Here is a 21,613-nt window from a genome sequence, read left to right on the forward strand (position 1 = left end):
TATCGAACCCCACAGGGAGAGTCTGCAATGAATTCGCTTTATCTGGCCTCAGGCTCCCCAAGGCGGCGTGAACTGCTGACCCAGATCGGTGTGCCCTTCACCGTGGTCAGTGCCGCGATTGATGAAACGCCTCTTACAAACGAATCTCCTGTTTCCTACGTCGAGCGCCTGGCGCGTGCCAAGGCAGCGGCGGGTTTTGCTGCCCTCGGGGAAACCTCGGCGGCCTGTGTGCTGGGCGCCGACACGGCGGTGATCGTTGATGGCCAGATCCTTGGCAAGCTGCTGGATCAGGCCAACGGCCTGGCCATGTTGCTGGCTCTGGCAGGGCGTGAACATGAAGTGCTGACGGCCATTGCCCTCACGGACGGTCAGCGCTGTGCAACCCGATGCGTAAGCAGTCGGGTACTTTTTCGGGGGATTTCTGTCGAGGAGGCTACAACCTACTGGCACAGTGGAGAACCCCAGGACAAGGCCGGGGGCTATGCTATCCAGGGGCTGGGCTCGGTGTTCGTGGCCGGGCTCAATGGCAGTTATTCCGCCGTGGTAGGCCTACCGGTGTGCGAAACCGCGCAGTTGCTTGGCCAATTCGGCATACCCTGTTGGCAAAACCTTACCGTGCGCTGAGCGCCATACACAGCGCCCAGCCCTAAGCGACCGGTCACTATTGTGAAAACGCCTGAACGAGACCCAGCCATGAGTGAAGAGATTCTGATCAATATCACGCCGATGGAATCGCGCGTGGCGGTGGTAGAGAACGGTGTTCTGCAGGAAGTTCACGTCGAGCGCACCCAGAAACGCGGGATCGTCGGCAACATCTATAAAGGCAAGGTCGTGCGTGTATTGCCGGGCATGCAGGCCGCCTTCGTCGACATCGGCCTGGACCGTGCCGCGTTTATCCATGCTTCGGAAATTTCCTTGCGTGAAGGCCCGGCGGTGGAAAGCATCAGCGCCCTGGTGCATGAAGGGCAGAGCCTGGTGGTGCAAGTCACCAAGGACCCCATCGGCTCCAAAGGTGCGCGGCTGACCACCCAGCTGTCGATTCCTTCGCGCTACCTGGTGTACATGCCGCGCACCGCGCATGTCGGCATTTCGCTGAAGATTGAGGACGAAGCCGAGCGCGAGCGTCTGAAAAAGGTGGTCAGCGACTGCGTTGCCGCCGAGGGCATCAAGGAAGCGGGTGGGTTTATCCTGCGCACCGCCGCCGAAGGCGCCGGTGCCGATGAAATCCTCATGGATATCCGCTACCTGCGGCGGTTGTGGGACCAGATCGGCGCACAGATCAAGACCGTCGGCGCCCCCAGTGTCATCTATGAAGACCTGGGCCTTGCCTTGCGTACCTTGCGTGACCTGGTCAGCCCCAAAATCGAGAAGATTCGCATCGACTCGCGGGAAACCTTCCAACGCACCACGCAGTTTGTTGCCGAACTGATGCCGGAAATTGCTGACCGTCTGGAGCATTACCCAGGCGAGCGGCCGATCTTCGACCTGTATGGCGTCGAAGACGAAATCCAGAAAGCCCTCGAACGCAAGGTGCCGCTCAAGTCCGGTGGCTACCTGGTGGTGGACCCGGCCGAAGCCATGACCACCATCGACGTCAACACCGGTGCGTTCGTGGGGCATCGCAACCTTGAAGAGACCATCTTCAAGACCAACCTCGAAGCGGCCACTGCGATTGCACGCCAATTGCGCCTGCGCAACCTGGGCGGGATCATCATCATCGACTTCATCGACATGGAAGATGAAGAGCACCAGCGTCAGGTGCTGCGCACCCTCGAGAAACAACTGGAGCGTGATCACGCCAAGACCAACATCATCGGCATCACCGAGTTGGGCCTGGTGCAAATGACCCGCAAGCGCACCCGCGAAAGTCTGGAGCAAGTGCTGTGCGAGCCGTGCAGCAGTTGCCAGGGACGCGGTAAATTGAAGACGCCTGAAACGGTTTGCTACGAGATTTTCCGGGAAATCCTACGAGAGGCGCGAGCCTACCAGGCTGAAGGTTATAGAGTGCTTGCCAACCAGAAAGTGGTCGACCGTCTGCTGGATGAAGAGTCCGGTAACGTGGCCGAACTGGAGGGGTTTATCGGTCGCACTATTCGGTTCCAGGTGGAAACCATGTATTCCCAGGAACAATACGACGTGGTGCTGCTCTGATCCTCATTCATTTGTTTTCCCTGATTCCGACAGACCTTGATCTGCGGTCCGACTACTGCCTTGAGGGTCGCCTGACATGGAGCGTCTGATACGCTTTTTTGCCGCTTTGACCCGCTGGGGCCTGGGCCTGTGCGCCTTGCTGCTGGTATTGGCGGCGGTGTACGTGAGCCTTGGGCGTGAATTGACCCCGTTGGTCGCCGAATACCGGGCCGAAATCGAAGCCAAGGCCCAGGCTGCGGTGGACATGCCGCTGCAGATCGGTCGTCTTGAAGGCCGCTGGAGCGGTTTCGCGCCTGTGTTGCTGGCCCACGACGTGATGGTGGGCGAGGGCAGCAATGCCTTGCGCCTGGACCAGGTCCAAGTGGTACCGGACATCTGGGCCAGCCTGATGGCGCGCGACGTGCGCATCGCCCACCTGGAAGTCAGCGGCCTGCAACTGAGCGCCAAGGAGGACAAGGACGGCCACTGGGCGCTGCAAGGCCTGCCGGTGCAGGACGACCAGCCGCTGGACCCGGAGCAGTTGCTCAAACGCATGCAGAGCGTTCAGCGGGTCTCGTTGCTGGATAGCCAGGTCACGTTGCAGCCATTCGACCAGACGCCGCTGACCCTCACGTATGTGGGCCTGAGCCTGCAAACCGGCACCACCCGCCAACGCCTGGACGCCCGCCTGACCCTGCCGGACGGCCAGCCCCTGGCCCTGAGCCTGCGCACGCAGATCCGCGCCAGCGCCTGGAAAGACGCTGAGGTTCAGGCCTACCTGAGCCTGCCCCAGAGCGATTGGGCCAAATGGGTTCCGGCCAGGTTGACCCAGCAATGGAAACTCACGCAGTTCAAGGCAGGCGGTGAATTCTGGCTGACCTGGGCCAACGGCACCGTGCAAAGCGCGGTGGTGCGGCTCAACTCGCCGCAAGTGACGGGCAGCTACGCGGATCGCAAGCCGGTACACATTGAAAACCTCGCCCTGACCGCTTACCTGCAACGCAGTGAGAGCGGCCTCAAGGTGCTGTTCGATTCGTTGGCAATGAACCTCGGTGATACCCGCTGGGAATCGCGCCTGCAATTGCAGCAACGCCTGGCCACCGACAAGGAGCAGGAAGTCTGGAAGCTGCAGGCCGACCGCCTCGACCTGACCCCGCTCACCCCGCTGCTGAATGCCCTGGCGCCATTGCCGGAAGGATTCGCCAAGACGATCGAACACCTAAAAGCCACCGGCGTGCTGCGCAATGTGTTGGTGGATTTTCGCCCACAGGACACGACCGATCAGAAAGTCAGCTTTGCCGCCAACCTCCAGCGAGTGGGCTTTGACGCCTACTTCGGTGCCCCCGCTGCACGTAACATTTCCGGCAGCATCAGCGGCGACCTGGGGCAGGGCGAGTTGCGCATGGACAGCAAGGATTTTTCCCTGCATCTCGACCCGATCTTCGCCAAGCCCTGGCAGTACATCCAGGCCAATGCGCGCCTGACCTGGAAGCTCGACCAGCAAGGCTTCACCTTGATCGCGCCATATATCAGGGTGCTGGGCGAGGAAGGCAAGGTCGCCGCCGACTTCCTGATTCGCCTGCATTTCGACCATAGCCAGGAAGACTACATGGACCTGCGGGTCGGCATGGTCGATGGCGACGGGCGTTTCACGCCTAAATACTTGCCGGCGGTGCTGAGCCCGGCGCTGGATGAATGGCTGCGTACCGCGATTCTCAAGGGCGCGGTCGATGAAGGCTTCTTCCAGTATCAAGGTTCGTTGAATCACGACGCGTTGCCCGCCTCGCGCAATATCAGCCTGTTTTTCAAAGTGCATGATGCTGAATTGGCGTTCCAGCCGGGTTGGCCCCATGTGAGCAAGGTCAACGGCGAGGTGTTTGTCGAGGAGAGCGGTGTCCGCATCCTGGCCAGCAAGGGCCAACTGCTCGATACCGGCGTCAAGGACATCTACGTCAATATCCCCCACGCGCCCGCGGGCAAGGACAGCCACTTACTGCTCACCGGTGAGTTTGCCGGTGGCCTGGGTGATGGCCTGAAAATCCTCCAGGAAGCACCGATAGGCACCGCTTCGACCTTTGCCGGTTGGAAAGGCGAGGGCGATCTGCAGGGCAAGCTGGATCTGGATGTCCCGTTGGCCAAGGGCACCGAGCCGAAGATCGTGGTGGATTTCCAGACCGACAAGGCGCGTCTGCAATTGGCCGAACCGACCCTGGACCTGAACCAGCTCAAGGGCGATTTCCGCTTCGACAGCGCCAAGGGCCTGAGCGGGCAGAACATCACGGCGCAAGCCTTCGATCGGCCGATCAGCGCGCAGATCTTTGCGGATGGCAAGCCGGGCAAGATCAGTACCCGCGTCACCGCCAGAGGCCAGGTCACGGTCAAGCGCCTGACGGACTGGTTGAAAGTCAGCCAGCCACTGCCGGTGTCCGGCGATATTCCGTACCAGTTGCAGCTCAATCTGGACGGTGCTGACAGCCAGTTGATGGTCAGCTCCAACCTCAAAGGTGTGGCGGTGGACCTGCCTGCGCCGTTTGGCATTCCGGCCAGCCAGGGCCGTGACAGCGTGTTCCGCATGACCTTGCAGGGCGCCGAACGCCGCTACTGGTTCGATTACGGCGATCTGGCGAACTTCACCTTTGCGGCGCCGCCGGACAAGTTCAGCGAAGGTCGCGGCGAGTTGTTTCTGGGTGATGGCGATGCGCTGCTGCCCGGTGGCAAAGGCCTGCGCATTCGCGGTGTGCTGTCGGAACTGGACATCGATCCGTGGAAGAAACTCGTCGATCGCTACGCGGGCAACGACCCGGGAGGCAGCGCGAAACAGCTATTGAGCGGTGCCGACTTCAAGGTGGGCAAGTTGACCGGCTTTGGGCAGCAGTTCGACCAGGTCAACCTCCAGCTGGACCGCAAACCCGCGGCCTGGGGCCTGCAGTTTGACAGCCAGCAGGCCAAGGGCACGGTCAACCTGTTGGACGCCAAAGGCGCGCCGATTGCGGTCAACCTGCAGTACGTGAAATTGCCGGCTGTGGACCCGACGGTACAGGCGGACGAGAATGCGCCGGACCCATTGGCCGACATCGATCCCAAGGATATTCCAGCGCTGGACATCAGCATCGATCAACTGTTCCAGGGGCCGGACTTGATCGGCGCCTGGTCGCTGAAGACCCGGCCGACTGCCAAGGGCCTGGCCTTCAACAACCTGGACCTGGGCCTCAAGGGCATGCAGCTCAAGGGGGCAGGCGGTTGGGAGGGGGCTGCGGGTGACAGCAGTAGTTGGTACAAAGGGCGCCTGGATGGCAAGAACATTGCCGATGTCCTCAAAGGGTGGGGCTATGCACCTACCGTGACCAGTGAAGACTTTCACCTGGATGTGGACGGCCGTTGGGCGGGCTCGCCCGCGTGGGTCGGACCCAAGCGTTTTTCCGGCAGCCTGGATGCAACGTTCCGCAAAGGTCAGTTCGTTGAAGTGGAAGGTGGCGCCCAGGCGTTGCGGGTGTTCGGCCTGCTTAACTTCAACTCGATCGGCCGCCGGCTGCGCCTGGACTTCTCCGACCTACTCGGCAAAGGCTTGAGCTATGACCGGGTCAAAGGGTTGCTCGCGGCCAGCAACGGGGTGTTCGTGACGCGCGAGCCGATCACCCTGACGGGGCCGTCGAGCAACCTGGAACTCAATGGCACCTTGGACCTGGCGGCTGATCGCGTAGATGCCAAACTGCTGGTGACATTGCCGGTGACCAATAACCTGCCGATCGCCGCGCTGATTGTCGGCGCGCCGGCCATTGGTGGCGCGCTGTTCCTGATCGACAAGCTGATCGGCGACCGTGTTTCGCGTTTTGCCAGCGTGCAGTACAAAGTGGAAGGGCCATGGAAAGACCCGAAAATCAGCTTCGACAAGCCATTTGAAAAGCCAAACTGAGAGCCTGTGGAGTAGCATGGCCGCATGCCATTTATGGAGTGTCGGCCCATGTCCTTTGCGGTAATTCAAATGGTCAGCCAGAGCGATGTGCTGGCCAACCTGGCCCAGGCCCGGCGCCTGCTGGAGCAAGCGGCGGCCGAGGGCGCGCGGTTGGCGGTGCTGCCGGAGAACTTCGCCGCCATGGGCCGCCGTGATGTGGCTGACATCGGTCGCGCCGAGGCGCTGGGCGAAGGGCCGATCCTGCCATGGTTGAAACAGACCGCCCGCGACCTCACCTTATGGATAGTCGCCGGCACTTTGCCGCTGCCGCCCAAGGACCAACCGAACGCCAAGGCCAACGCCTGCTCGTTGTTGATCGATGAGCATGGCGAGATCGTCGCCCGCTACGACAAGCTGCATTTGTTCGATGTCGACGTGGCGGATGCGCGCGGTCGCTATCGTGAATCCGATGACTATGCTTTCGGGAGCAACGTCGTCGTGGCGGATACACCGGTCGGCCGCTTGGGCCTGACGGTGTGTTACGACCTGCGCTTCCCGGAGTTGTACAGCGAGCTGCGCGCAGCGGGGGCTGAACTGATTACCGCGCCCTCGGCCTTCACCGCGGTGACCGGCGCCGCCCATTGGGATGTGCTGATTCGTGCGCGGGCCATCGAGACCCAGTGCTATCTGCTGGCGGCCGCCCAGGGCGGGGTTCATCCGGGGCCACGGGAAACCTATGGCCATGCGGCGATTGTCGATCCATGGGGCCGCGTGTTGACGCAACAGGATCAAGGCGAAGCGGTGTTGCTGGCCGAGCGCGACAGCAGTGAACAGGCGTCGATACGGGCGCGCATGCCGGTGGTCAACCACCGGCGTTTTTTCTCGCAGGGCGCGCAGCGGCCTGCTTCAGAACGATGAATTTAAGGCCAAACCTATGAGCGAGTTGTTGTCCTCAGTCAGTGAACACCTCCTGGCACCCGGTGGCGTGACCATCGAAAGCTTGCAAACCGTGCTGGGCGATCTCGCCGGGCCGGGCATCGACGCGGCCGACCTGTATTTCCAGGGGCAGATTTCCGAGTCGTGGGCCCTGGAAGACGGGATCGTCAAGGAAGGCAGTTTCAACCTCGACCAGGGCGTCGGCGTGCGTGCGCAATCCGGTGAAAAAACCGGTTTCGCCTACAGCAACGCGATCACCCTGGAAGCCCTGGGCCTGGCCGCCCGTGCCGCCCGTTCGATTTCCCGCGCCGGCCAGAACGGCACGGTGCAGGCATTCAGCACCCAGGACGTGGCCCAGTTGTACGCGCCGGATAACCCCCTGGAAGTGATCAGCCGCGCGGAAAAGGTCGATCTGCTCAAGCGTATCGACGCCGCGACCCGTGCCCTCGACCCGCGTATCCAGCAAGTCACCGTGAGCATGGCCGGGGTGTGGGAACGCATCCTGGTGGCGTCCACCGACGGCGGCCTGGCGGCGGATGTACGGCCGCTGGTGCGTTTCAACGTCAGCGTGATCGTCGAACAGAACGGCCGCCGCGAGCGCGGAGGGCACGGCGGCGGCGGGCGTACCGACTACCGTTATTTCCTCGCCGAAGACCGCGCCATGGGCTATGCCCGCGAAGCGCTGCGCCAGGCGTTGGTCAACCTGGAAGCCATCCCCGCACCGGCCGGCACCTTGCCGGTGGTGTTGGGTTCGGGCTGGTCCGGCGTACTGCTCCACGAAGCCGTGGGCCATGGCCTGGAAGGCGACTTCAACCGCAAGGGCAGTTCGGCCTACAGCGGGCGCATGGGCGAGATGGTCGCCTCCAAGCTATGCACCATTGTCGATGACGGCACCCTGGCCGGTCGCCGTGGATCGTTGAGCATCGACGACGAAGGCACCCCGACCGAATGCACCACACTGATCGAAAACGGTGTGCTCAAGGGCTACATGCAAGACAAGCTCAACGCCCGCCTGATGGGCGTCGCGCGTACCGGTAACGGCCGCCGCGAATCCTACGCGCACCTGCCGATGCCGCGCATGACCAACACTTACATGCTCGCGGGCGAAAGCGACCCGGCGGAAATCATCGCCTCGGTCAAACGCGGGATCTACTGCGCCAACCTCGGTGGCGGCCAGGTCGACATCACCAGCGGCAAGTTCGTGTTCTCCACCAGCGAGGCGTACCTGATCGAAGACGGCAAGATTACCGCGCCGGTCAAAGGGGCGACGTTGATTGGTAACGGGCCGGAAGCCATGAGCAAGGTGTCGATGGTCGGTAACGACCTGTCGCTGGACAGCGGCGTGGGCACGTGCGGTAAGGATGGGCAGTCGGTGCCGGTGGGCGTGGGTCAGCCAACCTTGAAAATTGATGCGATCACCGTGGGTGGCACGGGGTCGTAAGAGCGGGAGCTTCGGGTGGCGAAGACCGCCACCCGGGGAAGAGGATCAACGCAGGCCGCGTTGAGTCTCGTCCAGCTCACGGATGTACTTGAAGATTTTACGGCTGGTGGCCGGCGCCTTGTTTTGCGCCAGTTCGTGCTGGGCCTGACGGATCAGGGAGCGCAGTTGCTGGCGGTCCGCGTCCGGGTAGTCCAGTACGAATTTCTCCAGCACCGCGTCATCGCCCGAGATCAGGCGGTCACGCCAACGTTCCAGGTTATGGAAGCGTTCGTTGTACTGGCGAGTGGAGGCATCGAGTTGATCGAGCAGGGTCAGAATCGCGTCAGTGTCCTGATCGCGCATCAGCTTGCCGATAAACATGATGTGCCGTTTACGCGCGATATTCGCGGTGTGCTTGGGTGCATCTGCCAGAGCCCGGCGCATTTCGTCGGTCAGCGGCAGTTTTGCAATCAAGTCAGGCTTGAGCGTTGTAAGGCGCTCGCCGAGGTCAACCAGAGCATGCAGCTCGCGTTTGACCTGGGTTTTGCTTTTCTCCCCATCGAGGGAGTCGTCGTAAGAATCAACCATGGTGGCAGTCCGCAAAGAAACGCCGCCATGATAACCAGTCGGGGGCCGCTTGTCCGGCCCGGTCGCTCGATGGCCTTAACCGAAAGCAGAATTTGAGTGGAGAAAACCATGAGTGCAGCCCAAAGCGTCGGTCCGCAAGCGTTACCGGCACTGCAGGAACAAGTCGAGCAGATCCTTGCCGAGGCCAAGCGCCAGGGGGCCAGTGCCTGCGAGGTGGCTGTGTCCCTGGAGCAGGGGCTGTCGACGTCGGTGCGTCAGCGGGAAGTCGAAACCGTCGAATTCAACCGTGACCAGGGGTTTGGCATCACCTTGTATGTAGGCCAGCGCAAAGGCTCGGCCAGCACGTCGGCGAGTGGGCCGGAGGCAATTCGCGAGACGGTGGCCGCCGCCTTGGCGATTGCCAAGCACACGTCCGAGGATGAAAGCTCGGGTCTGGCCGACAAGGCGTTGATGGCCAAGGACCTGCAGGATTTCGACCTGTTCCATGCCTGGGACATCACCCCGGAACAAGCCATCGAACAGGCGCTGACCTGCGAAGCGGCGGCGTTTGATGCCGATCCCCGGATCAAGAACGCCGACGGTACCACCTTGAGCACCCATCAGGGCTGCCGCGTGTACGGCAACAGCCATGGTTTTATCGGCGGTTATGCCTCGACGCGCCACAGCCTGAGCTGCGTGATGATCGCCGAAGCCAACGGCCAGATGCAGCGCGATTACTGGTACGACGTGAACCGCCAGGGTGACTTGCTGGCCGACCCGGTCAGCATCGGCCGGCGTGCCGCGCAACGTGCCGCGAGCCGCCTGGGCGCACGCCCGGTGCCGACCTGTGAAGTGCCAGTGCTGTTCTCGGCCGAACTGGCCGGTGGCCTGTTCGGCAGTTTCCTGGGGGCGATTTCCGGCGGCAACCTGTACCGCAAATCGTCGTTCCTCGAAGGTGCGATTGGCCAGAAGCTGTTTCCGGAGTGGCTGACCATCGATGAACGTCCGCACCTGATGCGTGCCATGGGCAGCTCGTCGTTCGACGGCGATGGCCTGGCGACCTATGCCAAGCCGTTCGTCGAAAACGGTGAGTTGGTCTCCTACGTGCTGGGCACTTATGCCGGGCGAAAACTGGGCCTGCCGAGCACTGCGAACTCCGGCGGTGTGCACAACCTGTTCGTGACCCACGGCGAAGAAGACCAGGCGGCGCTGTTGCGGCGCATGGGGCGCGGCCTGCTGGTGACCGAATTGATGGGCCAGGGCTTGAATATGGTCACCGGGGATTATTCCCGCGGCGCGGCGGGTTTCTGGGTAGAAAACGGTGAGATCCAGTTTGCCGTCCAGGAAGTGACCATCGCCGGCAATATGCGCGACATGTTCAAGCAGATCGTTGCCGTGGGTAACGACCTGGAGCTGCGCAGCAACATCCGTACAGGTTCGGTCCTGATCGAGCGGATGACGGTCGCCGGTAGCTAATCCTTCCGACGCTTCACCAAAAGGCGCGCCATTCCGCAGATGGCGCGCCTTTTTTGTGGCTGCATTTCAGGTTGATTGGCTTGGCTCTCTTGTTTTGATTCTCAATATCAATTAATAATAAATATCATTATCAAGTGAGTGCGGATCATGAGTGCTGTCCTGCATGAGGACCCCTACCTGGAAAGCTGGCGTTGGATGAGTCGTCAGATTCGCTGCTGCCTCGATCCCAATGAGCCGCGCCTGATCGAACACTACCTCAATGAAGGTCGATACCTCGCGTGTTGCACCGCGACCCATCCGTGGACGATCGCTGAAACGGCCTTCCGCCTGCTGATCGACACCGCCACCGACATCGCCTTGCCGTGGCACTGGCGATCCCAGTGCCTGGACCAGGCCTGGCGCCCGCTGCGCGACCTGGAAAAACTCTCCCGCTGTGCCTGCCGCCTCAAGCGCTGGCAGAGCTTTGCCTGGCAATTGGCGACGTGCGAATTGCTGCCTTCGATTTCCGTTTCTGACTGGGTGCAAGGATCTTCCGATGAGTAATAGCCGTATCGAACGTGACAGCATGGGCGAACTGCAAGTCCCCGCCGAGGCCTTGTACGGCGCGCAAACCCAGCGCGCGGTGAACAACTTTCCGATCAGTCACCAGCGCATGCCGGCGCCATTCATTCGTGCGCTGATCCTGGCCAAAGTGGCAGCGGCCAAGGTCAACGTCGACCTCAAGCAAATCAGCGAAGGGCAGGGCAAGGCTATCGTCGATGCCGCTCAAGGCTTGCTGGAAGGCGATTTCATGCCGCACTTCCCGGTGGATATTTTCCAGACCGGTTCCGGCACCAGTTCCAATATGAACGCCAACGAAGTGATCGCGACCCTGGCCAGCCGTTTGCTCGGCGAGGCGGTCAACCCCAACGATCACGTGAACTGCGGCCAAAGCAGCAACGACGTCATCCCAACCACTATCCACGTCAGTGCGGCGCTGGTGCTGCATGAGCAAACGTTGCCGGCGTTGCAGCACCTGGTGCAGGTCATCGAACAGAAGGCCGAAGAGGTCCGCCCGTTCATCAAGACCGGCCGCACGCACCTGATGGACGCTATGCCGGTGCGCATGAGCCAGGTGCTCAATGGTTGGGCGCAGCAGCTCAAGGCCAATATCGCTCACCTGCAGGACCTGCTGCCGAGCCTGCAAGCTCTGGCCCAGGGCGGTACGGCTGTCGGCACTGGGATCAACGCGCACCCGGAGTTCGCGGCGCGTTTCAGCCAGCAACTGAGCAGCTTGACCGGCGTGCAATTCACCCCGGGCAAGAACCTGTTCGCGTTGATCGGCTCCCAGGACACCGCCGTCGCCGTCTCCGGCCAGTTGAAAGCTATCGCGGTGTCGTTGATGAAAATCGCCAACGACTTGCGCTGGATGAACTCCGGCCCGCTGGCAGGCCTGGGTGAAATCGAACTGGAAGGGCTGCAGCCCGGTTCTTCGATCATGCCCGGCAAGGTCAACCCGGTGATTCCGGAAGCGACGGCGATGGTCGCCGCGCAAGTCATCGGCAATGACACGGTGATCACCATTGCCGGCCAATCCGGCAACTTCGAACTGAACGTGATGCTGCCGATCATCGCCCAGAACCTGCTCAACAGCCTCGAACTGCTGGCCAATTCCAGCCGCCTGCTGGCGGACAAGGCCATCGCCAGCTTCAAGGTCAATGAGGCAAAACTCAAGGAGGCGCTGTCGCGCAACCCGATTCTGGTCACCGCACTCAACCCGATCATTGGTTACCAAAAGGCCGCTGAAATCGCCAAGCAAGCCTATCAGCAAGGTCGTCCGGTGATGGATGTCGCCCTCGAACACACGAACTTGCCGCGCAGCCAACTGGAGGTCCTGCTGGACCCGGAAAAGCTCACAGCCGGCGGCGTGTAATCATCGACCCTGCTTTGGAGGCTCACCATGGAGCATTGGAAACGCACGATCGAACGGGCCAATCGCTGCTTTATGCAGGGCGAACTGGTCGACGCTCGCGAAGCCTATTTACAAGCCCTGGCCCTGGCTCAAGTGTTGTTCGAACGCTGGGCGAACGCCGACGAAGCAGTCGCCGCCTGTGTCATTTCCCATCACAACCTGGCGGACCTGCACTTGCGCCTGAACCAGCCGGAAGAAAGCGCGGAATACCTCTGCGCCATCCACCAGCGCCTGTTACAGACCCTGCAGGACCGGCGCCTGAGCCCGCAACTACGTGACGCGGCGCTGCGCCAGAGCAGCAAAACCTACGTCGAACTGTTGAACTTCATCAGCGATTACGGCGAATACCCCCGTACCCATCGCTTGCTGGGCGGTACTGCGGCGCAACCGACCCCTCCTCAATACGGAGCACACTGATATGTCCTACACCTTGCCTGCCTTGCCTTACGCCTACGATGCCCTGGAGCCGCATATCGATGCGCAAACCATGGAAATTCACTACACCAAGCATCACCAGACTTATATCAACAACCTCAATGCCGCCGTGGAGGGCACCGAGTTTGCGAGCTGGCCGGTAGAGAAGCTGGTATCGAGCGTCCAGCAACTGCCCGAAAAACTGCGCGCTGCGGTGATCAATCAAGGTGGTGGTCATGCCAACCACTCGTTGTTCTGGGCGGTAATGTCGCCCAAAGGTGGCGGCAAACCCGAGGGCGCGCTGGGCCAGGCGATCGATGAGCAACTGGACGGCTTCGACAGTTTCAAGGACGCCTTCACCAAAGCCGCGTTGACGCGCTTCGGCAGCGGTTGGGCCTGGCTTTGCGTCACCCCGCAAAAGACCTTAGTGGTGGAGAGCAGCGGCAACCAGGACAGCCCGCTCATGAACGGCAACACCCCGATCCTCGGCCTGGATGTGTGGGAACACGCCTACTACCTGCTGTACCAGAACCGTCGGCCTGAATACATCAATGCTTTCTACAGGGTTATCAACTGGCCGGAAGTTGCCGCCCGCTACCAGGCCGCCCTGGCCTGATATCACCCTCTCTACCAAGACTTAAGGCTGACTATGGGCACTGAAACACTGGCGATCAGCAGCGGGCGAATGTTTCGTTATGCGTTTGGCTCGCTGCTGCTATTGGCAGGTACTGCATTGCTGGTGGCTCAAGGATTCGCCTGGCTGGACTTGGAGCCGCGTATCCTGCGGGCCTTGCAGGGCGGGGCGATCTGCGCGCTCGGCACCGCGTTGGGCGCCGTGCCTGTGTTGGTTATCCGGCGCATGCCGGCGGCGTTGAGCGATACCTTGCTGGGTTTTGGTGCCGGAGTGATGCTCGCGGCGACGGCGTTTTCGCTGATCGTACCGGGCATTGCGGCGGCTGAAGGCCTGGGACTCACCCCGTGGGGCGCGAGTGGCTTGATCAGCGTTGGCATCCTGCTGGGGGCGTTCGGATTGTACCTGGTCGACCGCAAGGTCTCCGGTGCCAGCCCGGAAATGCTGGTAGGCACGCCGGAACACCCGGTGATCCCGCCACGCATCTGGCTGTTCGTATTTGCCATCATTGCGCACAACATCCCGGAGGGTATGGCCGTGGGCGTTTCGGCGGGCGGCGGTATGCCGGATGCCGACAGCCTGGCCATGGGCATTGCCTTGCAGGATGTGCCCGAAGGCCTGGTGATTGCGTTGGTGTTGGCCGGGGCAGGGATGTCGCGGGTCAAGGCGTTCCTGATCGGTGCAGCCTCGGGACTGGTCGAGCCGATATTTGCCGTGCTCTGTGCCTGGTTGGTGAGCCTGGCAGAGGTGTTGCTGCCGCTAGGCTTGGCGTTGGCCGCCGGCGCGATGCTGCTGGTGGTCACTCACGAGGTGATCCCCGAATCGCGGCGCAATGGCCATGAACAGCTCGCCAGCCTGGGGCTGTGCATCGGGTTCTGTTTGATGATGGTGATGGATACCGCGTTAGGCTGAAGCTGTTGCGGCTTCAGCCGCTGGCTCAAAGGGTGGGCTTATTCACCCTCATCAAAGAAGTTATTGATCAGCTTGACCAGGGCGTCCATCGCCTCCTGCTCTTGCTCGCCTTCGGTCCTCAAATGAATCTTGGTGCCCTTGCCGGCGGCCAGCATCATCATCGCCATGATGCTTTTGCCGTCGACCATGGACTCTGGGGTGCGCCCAGCGCGGACCTGGCAGGGGAACTGCCCGGCGATGCCGACGAACTTGGCCGAGGCCCGGGCGTGCAGGCCCAGCTTGTTGATGATTTCAATTTCCAGAGCGGGCATCGCGGGGGTGTTCCTTTCAGCTAAGGTCGCGGTGGCGAACCTGGACGTTCTTGAGGGTTTGTTGCAGCGTCTGGCCCAGGCGTTCGGTCAGATAGACGGAACGGTGGTGGCCGCCGGTGCAGCCGATGGCAATGGTGACATAGGCCCGGTTGCTCGCGGCAAAGCGCGGCAACCATTTGAGCAGGTAGCTGGAGATGTCCTGGAACATTTCCTCGACATCCGGTTGCGCGGCCAGATAGTCCGCCACAGGCTGATCCAGCCCTGATTGATCACGCAACTCCGGCTTCCAGTAGGGATTGGGCAGGCAGCGCACATCGAATACCAAGTCGGCATCCACCGGCATTCCGCGCTTGAAGCCAAACGACTCGACCAGAAAGGCCGTGCCGGGTTCGGGCTGGTTCAGCAGGCGTAGCTTGATGGCATCGCGTAGTTGGTACAGGTTGAGGCTGGTGGTGTTGATCTTGAGGTCGGCGAGGTCAATGATCGGCCCCAGCAGCTTGGTCTCGTCCTCGATGGCTTCGGCCAGCGAACGATGCGGGCTGCTGAGGGGGTGGCGTCGACGGGTCTCGGAGAAGCGTTTGAGCAGGGTTTCTTCGTCTGCGTCCAGGTACAGCACATCGCAATGAATGTGCTTGGCGCGTACTTCCTCGAGCAGTGCCGGGAAGCGCGAGAGGTGGCTGGGCAGGTTGCGGGCGTCGATCGACACGGCGACCAGCGGCTGTGCCAGTTCGGTGTGGATCAGCGCGCGCTCCGCCAACTCCGGCAGCAGGCCGGCGGGCAGGTTGTCGATGCAATAGAAACCGTTGTCCTCAAGAACATTGAGGGCGGTGCTTTTACCTGAGCCGGAACGGCCGCTGACGATGATCAAACGCATGATTAATGCCCGTTTTGTTCATCCAGGACAACCTGATACAACGCCTCATTGCTGCTGGCGCTGCGCAGTTTGTCGCGTACTTCCTTGCGGTCGAGCATGCTGGCAATCTGCCGGAGCAGTTCCAGGTGTGCATCGGTGGCGGCTTGCGGGACCAGCAACACAAACAGCAGGTCGACCGGGGCACCGTCGATGGCGTCGAAATCGATGGGAGCTTTCAGGTGCAGCAGGGCGCTGACAGGTGTCTCGCAGCCTTTGAGACGGCAGTGGGGAATGGCGATGCCGTTACCAAAACCGGTCGAACCGAGTTTTTCACGGGCAATCAGTGCCTCGTAGACGTCTTGCTTCACCAGTCCAGGCACTTCTCGGCTGATTAGGTCGGCAATCTCTTCGAGGGTTTTCTTCTTGCTGCCCCCCAGCGCGTTCACAAGGGAACGGCGGGGGGTCAGGATGGTTTCAAGTCGGATCATGGGTGGGGAGTGTTAGCGGCCGGTGCCCTGAAGAAGGCTCTGCTGCTTTTCCTTATGCTTTTTGATTTGGCGATCCAGCTTGTCGGTCAGATCGTCAATGGCGGCATACATATCAGAATGCTCAGCATTGGCGACGACTTCTCCGCCGGGTATACGCAAGGTGGCTTCGATTTTCTGCTTCAGCTTTTCGACGGTCATAATCACTTGCACGTTGGTGATCTTGTCGAAATGCCCCTCAATTCGTTTGAGTTTTTCGCCGATATAGGTGCGCAGCGCGTCGGTCACTTCCAGCTGGTGTCCACTGATATTGACTTGCATACAGCTTCTCCTTCGTTGCCAGTGCATAAAGCGGCGGGTCGGAATACCCGCCACTGGAACGCTATGGCCTGCCCGTCACATCAAACGCTTACGCTCGCTGGAAGGCGCGATCCCAAGGGACTCGCGGTACTTGGCGACGGTTCGACGGGCGACCTGAATGCCTTGTGCCTCCAGTAAACCAGCGATCTTGCTGTCACTCAACGGCTTTTTCTGATTTTCCGCGGCAACCAGTTTTTTGATGATCGCGCGGATCGCCGTGGACGAGCATTCGCCGCCTTCGGAGGTGCTGACGTGGCTGGAGAAAAAGTACTTCAACTCATATATACCCCGTGGGGTATGCATGAATTTTTGCGTCGTCACCCGGGAAATCGTCGATTCGTGCATGCCCACCGCTTCTGCGATGTCGTGCAGAACCAGGGGTTTCATCGCTTCGTCGCCGTATTCGAGGAAGCCGCGCTGGTGCTCGACGATCTGGGTGGCGACTTTCATCAGGGTTTCGTTGCGGCTTTGCAGGCTCTTGATGAACCAGCGCGCTTCCTGCAATTGGTTGCGCATGAAGGTGTTGTCGGCACTGGTGTCGGCACGACGCACGAAACCGGCATATTGCGGGTTGACCCGCAGGCGCGGCACCGATTCCTGGTTCAGTTCCACCAGCCAGCGCTCGTTGTCCTTGCGCACGATCACATCGGGGACGACGTATTCGGCTTCACTGGACTCGATCTGCGAGCCCGGACGCGGGTTGAGGCTTTGCACCAGCTCGATGACGTGGCGCAGGTCGTCTTCCTTGAGCTTCATGCGGCGCATCAGTTGGCTGTAGTCGCGGCTGCCCAGCAGGTCGATGTAGTCGGTGACCAGGCGTTGGGCTTCAGCGAGCCAAGGGGTCTTGGCGGGCAGTTGGCGCAATTGCAGCAACAGGCACTCGCTGAGGTTGCGTGCGCCAATGCCGGCGGGCTCGAACTGTTGGATGCGGTGCAGGACGGCTTCGATTTCGTCCAGCTCGATGTCCAGTTCCGGATCGAAGGCTTCGAGAATCTCTTCGAGCGTCTCGTCCAGATAACCCTGGTTATTGATGCAGTCGATCAGGGTCACGGCGATCAGGCGATCGGTGTCGGACATCGGTGCCAGGTTCAATTGCCACAGCAAGTGGCTCTGCAGGCTCTCGCCGGCAGAGGTGCGGGTGGTGAAATCCCACTCGTCGTCATCATTGCTCGGCAGGCTGCTGGCGCTGGTCTGGTAGACGTCCTCCCAGGCGGTGTCCACGGGAAGTTCGTTGGGAATGCGTTCGTTCCATTCGCCTTCCTCCAGGTTATCCACCGTAGGGGCGGTTTCCTGGTAAGAGGGTTCCTGCACGTCGGAATTGGGTTTTTGCTCGACGTTGTCGGCCAGTGGGTCTGCATTATCGAAGTCGTCGCCTTCTTCCTGGCGTTCGAGCATCGGATTGGACTCCAGGGCTTCCTGGATTTCCTGTTGCAGGTCCAGTGTCGACAATTGGAGCAGGCGGATGGCCTGTTGCAGCTGCGGTGTCATCGTCAGCTGCTGGCCCATTCTCAGGACTAGCGATGGTTTCATGGCAGGGGCTTAACACCTTATTCGCCGGCGCAATGCGCCATCCACGACAGGGCGCGTGAGCGCCAAACATAAGCAAATTATATGCCTGATATCGGGGGCTTTGCCTAGAGCGCGGTAACAATAAAAATCCGGAGGTTTTCATTGACTCCCGCGCACCTTGGCGAACGGCCTGCCACCGCCATTTTCTAAAGGCAGGCTTACAGGCGGAACTCGTGGCCCAGATACACTTCCTTGACCAGTTCGTTGGCCAGGATAGTGGCCGAATCGCCTTCTGCGATCAGTTGCCCATCGTTGACGATATATGCAGTTTCGCAGATATCGAGGGTCTCGCGGACATTGTGGTCGGTGATCAGTACACCGATGCCCTTGGCCTTGAGGTGATGGATGATCTGCTTGATGTCGCCAACCGAGATCGGGTCGACACCGGCAAAAGGTTCGTCCAGCAGGATGAACTTCGGCGCAGTGGCCAGTGCGCGGGCAATCTCCACGCGGCGACGTTCACCACCGGACAAACTCATGCCGAGGTTGTCGCGAATGTGGTTGATGTGGAACTCCTGCAGCAGGCTTTCCAGCTCCTTGCGGCGGCCGTCGCGGTCGAGTTCCTTACGGGTCTCGAGGATCGCCATGATGTTATCGGCGACCGACAGTTTGCGGAAGATCGACGCCTCCTGGGGGAGATAGCCGATACCGGCGCGCGCACGGCCGTGCATCGGCTGGTGGCTGACGTCCAGGTCGTCGATCAACACGCGACCCTGGTCTGCCTGAACCAGGCCGACGATCATATAGAAGCAAGTGGTCTTGCCGGCACCGTTGGGGCCAAGCAGGCCGACGATCTGGCCGCTCTCGATCGACAGGCTGACGTCGCGCACGACCTGACGGCCTTTATAGGCCTTGGCCAGATGCTGGGCTTTCAGGGTTGCCATTACTCGGCCTTCTTCTTCGGCTGGATAACCATGTCGATACGTGGGCGTGGTGCGGTGACCTTGGTGCCGTTGGCACGACCGGCGTTGGCGACCTGCTTCACGGTGTCATAGGTGATTTTCTCACCTTCCGTGGAGTTGCCGTCGGGGCTCAGTACCTTGGCCTGGTCGAGCAGCACGATGCGGTTTTGCTGGGCGTGATACTGGATGGTTTTACCGTAGCCCTTCATTGGTGCGGTATCGGCGGGCGCCTGCTTCTGTTCGAAGTAAGCCAGGTTGCCCACGGAAGTCACGACGTCGATGTCGCCAGCGGGGGTGCGAGTCAGCGTCACCGTGTTGCCGGTGATCTTCATCGAGCCCTGGGTAATGATCACACCGCCGGTGTAGGTCGCGACGCCTTGCTTGTCGTCGAGCTGTGCATCGTCGGCCGAAATGTGGATCGGTTGCTGGCTATCGTTCGGCAGAGCCCAGGCGCTCACGCTTCCCAGTGCTGCGCCCAGACCGAGCAAAATAGGGAGGGTTTTAACGAGCCTCATACTGTCCTCTTACGTTCGATAGCAGGTGTATCCTGCTTTCTTTCAAATACGCTTTCATTCCCTTGCCAGTCGATACGCCGCCAGCGCCGTCGATTCTAACGTCTTGCTCGGTCTGCGCATATTGCTTCTGTGGGAATACGGTCATGCGACTGCTGGTAATGATGGTGTCGCGGTTCTGCGCGTCAGTCCGTGCGACGCGCACCGAGTCGATCAGTTCCACTTCGGTGCCGTCCGGGTTGACTTCGCCACGCTTGCTGGTGACGTGCCAGGGGAATTCGGTGCCGCGGTACAGATTCAGGTCGGGGTTGGTCAGCAGGGTGACTTCGGATGCCTTCAAGTGTTCGACTTTGTCCGATGTCATTTCGTACTGCACTTTGCCGTCAGGTAGGAACTGCACGCTGTAGGCATTGGTGGCGTAATAGTCGATAGCGCCTTGGTCAACCTGCGCAACAGGCTGGTCGAGAAAGCGCTCCGGGCTGATATTCCAGTAGCCAACCGCCAGGAACAGCGCGGCGATGACCCCGAATAGCAGGAAGTTGCGAATCTTTTTGCTCAGCATAAAACGCTCTATAGGTAGGCGGCGTGGGCCGCTTCAAGGCTGCCCTGGGCACGCAGGATCAGCTCGCAGAACTCGCGTGCGGCGCCTTCGCCACCACGGGCGGTGGTGATGCCGTGGGCATGCTCGCGAACAAATGCCGCCGCATTGGCGACAGCCATGCCCAAGCCCACCCGGCGGATCACCGGCAGGTCGGGCAGATCGTCGCCCAGATAGGCAACCTGCTCATAGCTTAGGTTGAGTTGGCCAAGCAGCTCGTCCAGGACGACTAGTTTATCCTCCCGGCCCTGATACAGGTGAGGAATCCCCAGGTTTTGTGCGCGGCGTTCCACAACGGGGGTTTTTCGACCGCTGATAATCGCGGTTTGCACGCCCGCCGCCATGAGCATCTTGATGCCCTGGCCGTCGAGGGTGTTGAATGTCTTGAATTCGCTGCCGTCTTCGAGGAAGTACAGGCGGCCATCAGTCAGCACACCGTCAACGTCGAAAATCGCCAACTTGATGTGTTTGCCGCGTTGCAACAGGTCGCTGGTCATTTACATCACTCCCGCACGCAGCAAGTCGTGCATGTTCAGGGCGCCAATCGGGCGGTCGTCGCCATCGACCACCACCAGCGCGCCGATCTTATGGTCTTCCATGATCTTCAGGGCTTCGGCCGCGAGCATTTCCGCGCGTGCAGTCTTGCCGTGGGGGGTCATCACGGCATCGATGGTGGCGGTGTGGATATCGATAGTGCGGTCCAGGGTGCGGCGCAGGTCTCCGTCGGTGAAGACGCCGGCCAGGCGTCCGTCGGCTTCCAGGATCACGGTCATGCCCAGGCCCTTGCGGGTCATCTCCATGAGCGCGTCCTTCAGCAGTGTGCCGCGCTGTACCTGGGGCAGCTCATCGCCGGAATGCATGACGTTTTCCACTTTCAACAGCAGGCGTCGGCCCAGTGCGCCGCCCGGATGGGAAAATGCGAAGTCTTCCGCCGTAAACCCGCGTGCTTCCAGCAGCGCCACGGCCAAGGCATCGCCCATGACCAGCGCGGCGGTGGTGGAGGAGGTCGGTGCCAGGTTCAGCGGGCAGGCCTCAGCGGTCACGTGAACATTCAGGTTTACTTCGGCGGCCTTGGCCAGCGTCGACTCCGGGTTGCCGGTGATGCTGATCATCTGGATGCCCAGGCGTTTGATCAGCGGCAGCAGGGTCACGATTTCGTTGGTGGTGCCGGAGTTGGACAGTGCAAGGATGATGTCATCCTTGGTGATCATGCCCATGTCGCCATGGCTGGCTTCGGCCGGGTGGACGAAAAACGCTGTGGTCCCGGTGCTTGCCAGGGTAGCGGCGATCTTGCTGCCGACATGACCGGACTTGCCCATGCCGACCACGACAACGCGGCCTTTGCTGGCCAGAATCATCTCGCAGGCACGCACGAAATCTGCGTCGATATGGGCCAACAAGCCTTCTACGGCTTCAAGCTCGAGGCGGATGGTGCGTTGTGCGGATTGGATAAGGTCGCTGGATTGGCTCATGTCTGAAATCGTATAGCCTGACGAAAAGTCGACGATTATAACGGTAATGATCAATTCGCTCACGCAAGTTCGTCAGTCTTTAGTCGTCAGGCGCTTCAGACTCCTTCCTCGGTAACATAGCCGGCAACGGTTTTTCCCTGTCCCCAATCTGAACAAGCGCTGTTCCGGCCTTGGGGGCTCTGCACCAGCAGTGATATAGTTCGCCGCCAGTTCGGTCCACCC

General features: G+C 60.9%; 22 protein-coding genes. 11 read left to right on the top strand and 11 right to left on the bottom strand.

What is annotated here, in order from left to right; translation table 11 throughout:
• Positions 1-27: 27 nt before the first annotated feature.
• The 5 genes from U5A08_RS04520 (at position 28) to tldD (ending at position 8,399) form a co-directional block, all read left to right on the top strand.
• On the top strand, positions 28-624 hold the full coding sequence (locus tag U5A08_RS04520) for a Maf family protein (RefSeq protein WP_321850514.1): 597 nt from the start codon (positions 28-30) through the stop codon (positions 622-624).
• Between the two features lie 69 nt (positions 625-693).
• A complete protein-coding gene (gene rng / locus U5A08_RS04525; RefSeq protein ID WP_010567681.1) occupies positions 694-2,151 on the top strand; it encodes a ribonuclease G in 1,458 nt (485 codons plus the stop codon).
• A 76-nt stretch (positions 2,152-2,227) separates the two neighbouring features.
• On the top strand, positions 2,228-6,043 hold the full coding sequence (locus tag U5A08_RS04530) for a YhdP family protein (RefSeq protein WP_321850516.1): 3,816 nt from the start codon (positions 2,228-2,230) through the stop codon (positions 6,041-6,043).
• Positions 6,044-6,091: 48 nt separating this feature from the next.
• The gene (locus U5A08_RS04535; protein WP_321850518.1) at positions 6,092-6,940 is read left to right on the top strand and encodes a carbon-nitrogen hydrolase family protein; all 849 of its coding nucleotides are present in this window, start codon (positions 6,092-6,094) and stop codon (positions 6,938-6,940) included.
• A 16-nt stretch (positions 6,941-6,956) separates the two neighbouring features.
• Positions 6,957-8,399 carry a metalloprotease TldD gene (gene tldD, locus U5A08_RS04540; protein ID WP_253393415.1) on the top strand — a complete coding sequence of 481 codons (1,443 nt, stop codon included), beginning with the start codon at positions 6,957-6,959 and terminating at the stop codon, positions 8,397-8,399.
• A 45-nt stretch (positions 8,400-8,444) separates the two neighbouring features.
• On the opposite strand, the gene yjgA is transcribed toward tldD, so the two are convergent.
• Positions 8,445-8,966: a ribosome biogenesis factor YjgA gene (yjgA, locus tag U5A08_RS04545; RefSeq protein WP_010567685.1), complete on the bottom strand. Its 522-nt coding sequence runs from the start codon at positions 8,964-8,966 to the stop codon at positions 8,445-8,447.
• A gap of 108 nt (positions 8,967-9,074) precedes the next feature.
• On the opposite strand from yjgA, the gene pmbA reads away from it, so the two are divergent.
• From pmbA to U5A08_RS04575, 6 genes are all read left to right on the top strand, one after another.
• The gene (gene pmbA, locus U5A08_RS04550; protein WP_247396002.1) at positions 9,075-10,421 is read left to right on the top strand and encodes a metalloprotease PmbA; all 1,347 of its coding nucleotides are present in this window, start codon (positions 9,075-9,077) and stop codon (positions 10,419-10,421) included.
• 147 nt (positions 10,422-10,568) lie between these two features.
• On the top strand, positions 10,569-10,964 hold the full coding sequence (locus U5A08_RS04555) for a FagA protein (RefSeq protein ID WP_253393416.1): 396 nt from the start codon (positions 10,569-10,571) through the stop codon (positions 10,962-10,964).
• Positions 10,957-12,333: a class II fumarate hydratase gene (locus tag U5A08_RS04560; protein ID WP_321850521.1), complete on the top strand. Its 1,377-nt coding sequence runs from the start codon at positions 10,957-10,959 to the stop codon at positions 12,331-12,333. The genes U5A08_RS04555 and U5A08_RS04560 overlap by 8 nt, the downstream gene beginning before the upstream one ends.
• Positions 12,334-12,360: 27 nt before the next feature.
• Positions 12,361-12,789 (top strand): DUF2753 family protein, encoded by a 429-nt coding sequence (locus U5A08_RS04565; RefSeq protein ID WP_247395999.1) that lies wholly within the window; start codon positions 12,361-12,363, stop codon positions 12,787-12,789.
• A gap of 1 nt (position 12,790) precedes the next feature.
• On the top strand, positions 12,791-13,402 hold the full coding sequence (locus tag U5A08_RS04570) for a superoxide dismutase (RefSeq protein WP_321850522.1): 612 nt from the start codon (positions 12,791-12,793) through the stop codon (positions 13,400-13,402).
• Between the two features lie 33 nt (positions 13,403-13,435).
• The gene (locus U5A08_RS04575; RefSeq protein WP_321850523.1) at positions 13,436-14,329 is read left to right on the top strand and encodes a ZIP family metal transporter; all 894 of its coding nucleotides are present in this window, start codon (positions 13,436-13,438) and stop codon (positions 14,327-14,329) included.
• Positions 14,330-14,367: 38 nt separating this feature from the next.
• On the opposite strand, the gene U5A08_RS04580 is transcribed toward U5A08_RS04575, so the two are convergent.
• The 10 genes from U5A08_RS04580 to U5A08_RS04625 form a co-directional block, all read right to left on the bottom strand.
• Complete coding sequence (locus U5A08_RS04580; protein ID WP_247395996.1) at positions 14,368-14,640, bottom strand: HPr family phosphocarrier protein; 273 nt, start codon at positions 14,638-14,640, stop codon at positions 14,368-14,370.
• Positions 14,641-14,656: 16 nt separating this feature from the next.
• A complete protein-coding gene (gene rapZ, locus U5A08_RS04585; protein ID WP_253393420.1) occupies positions 14,657-15,514 on the bottom strand; it encodes an RNase adapter RapZ in 858 nt (285 codons plus the stop codon).
• A 2-nt stretch (positions 15,515-15,516) separates the two neighbouring features.
• On the bottom strand, positions 15,517-15,981 hold the full coding sequence (ptsN, locus tag U5A08_RS04590; RefSeq protein ID WP_253393421.1) for a PTS IIA-like nitrogen regulatory protein PtsN: 465 nt from the start codon (positions 15,979-15,981) through the stop codon (positions 15,517-15,519).
• Positions 15,982-15,993: 12 nt separating this feature from the next.
• Positions 15,994-16,299 carry a ribosome hibernation-promoting factor, HPF/YfiA family gene (gene hpf / locus U5A08_RS04595; protein ID WP_017845983.1) on the bottom strand — a complete coding sequence of 102 codons (306 nt, stop codon included), beginning with the start codon at positions 16,297-16,299 and terminating at the stop codon, positions 15,994-15,996.
• Between the two features lie 75 nt (positions 16,300-16,374).
• Positions 16,375-17,868 (bottom strand): RNA polymerase factor sigma-54, encoded by a 1,494-nt coding sequence (locus U5A08_RS04600; RefSeq protein WP_247395989.1) that lies wholly within the window; start codon positions 17,866-17,868, stop codon positions 16,375-16,377.
• A 197-nt stretch (positions 17,869-18,065) separates the two neighbouring features.
• Positions 18,066-18,791 (bottom strand): LPS export ABC transporter ATP-binding protein, encoded by a 726-nt coding sequence (lptB, locus tag U5A08_RS04605; protein ID WP_253393422.1) that lies wholly within the window; start codon positions 18,789-18,791, stop codon positions 18,066-18,068.
• Positions 18,791-19,324, bottom strand: coding sequence for a lipopolysaccharide transport periplasmic protein LptA (gene lptA / locus U5A08_RS04610; protein WP_253393423.1), 534 nt, complete (start codon positions 19,322-19,324; stop codon positions 18,791-18,793). Before lptA ends, lptB begins: the two co-directional genes overlap by 1 nt.
• Complete coding sequence (lptC, locus tag U5A08_RS04615; RefSeq protein WP_048723956.1) at positions 19,311-19,883, bottom strand: LPS export ABC transporter periplasmic protein LptC; 573 nt, start codon at positions 19,881-19,883, stop codon at positions 19,311-19,313. The genes lptA and lptC overlap by 14 nt, the downstream gene beginning before the upstream one ends.
• A gap of 8 nt (positions 19,884-19,891) precedes the next feature.
• Complete coding sequence (locus U5A08_RS04620) at positions 19,892-20,416, bottom strand: KdsC family phosphatase (RefSeq protein ID WP_017738753.1); 525 nt, start codon at positions 20,414-20,416, stop codon at positions 19,892-19,894.
• Positions 20,417-21,391: a KpsF/GutQ family sugar-phosphate isomerase gene (locus tag U5A08_RS04625; RefSeq protein ID WP_247395985.1), complete on the bottom strand. Its 975-nt coding sequence runs from the start codon at positions 21,389-21,391 to the stop codon at positions 20,417-20,419.
• Between the last annotated feature and the right edge of the window lie 222 nt (positions 21,392-21,613).

Source organism: Pseudomonas paraveronii (assembly GCF_963681955.1).
Classification (GTDB): Bacteria; Pseudomonadota; Gammaproteobacteria; order Pseudomonadales; family Pseudomonadaceae; genus Aquipseudomonas; species Aquipseudomonas paraveronii.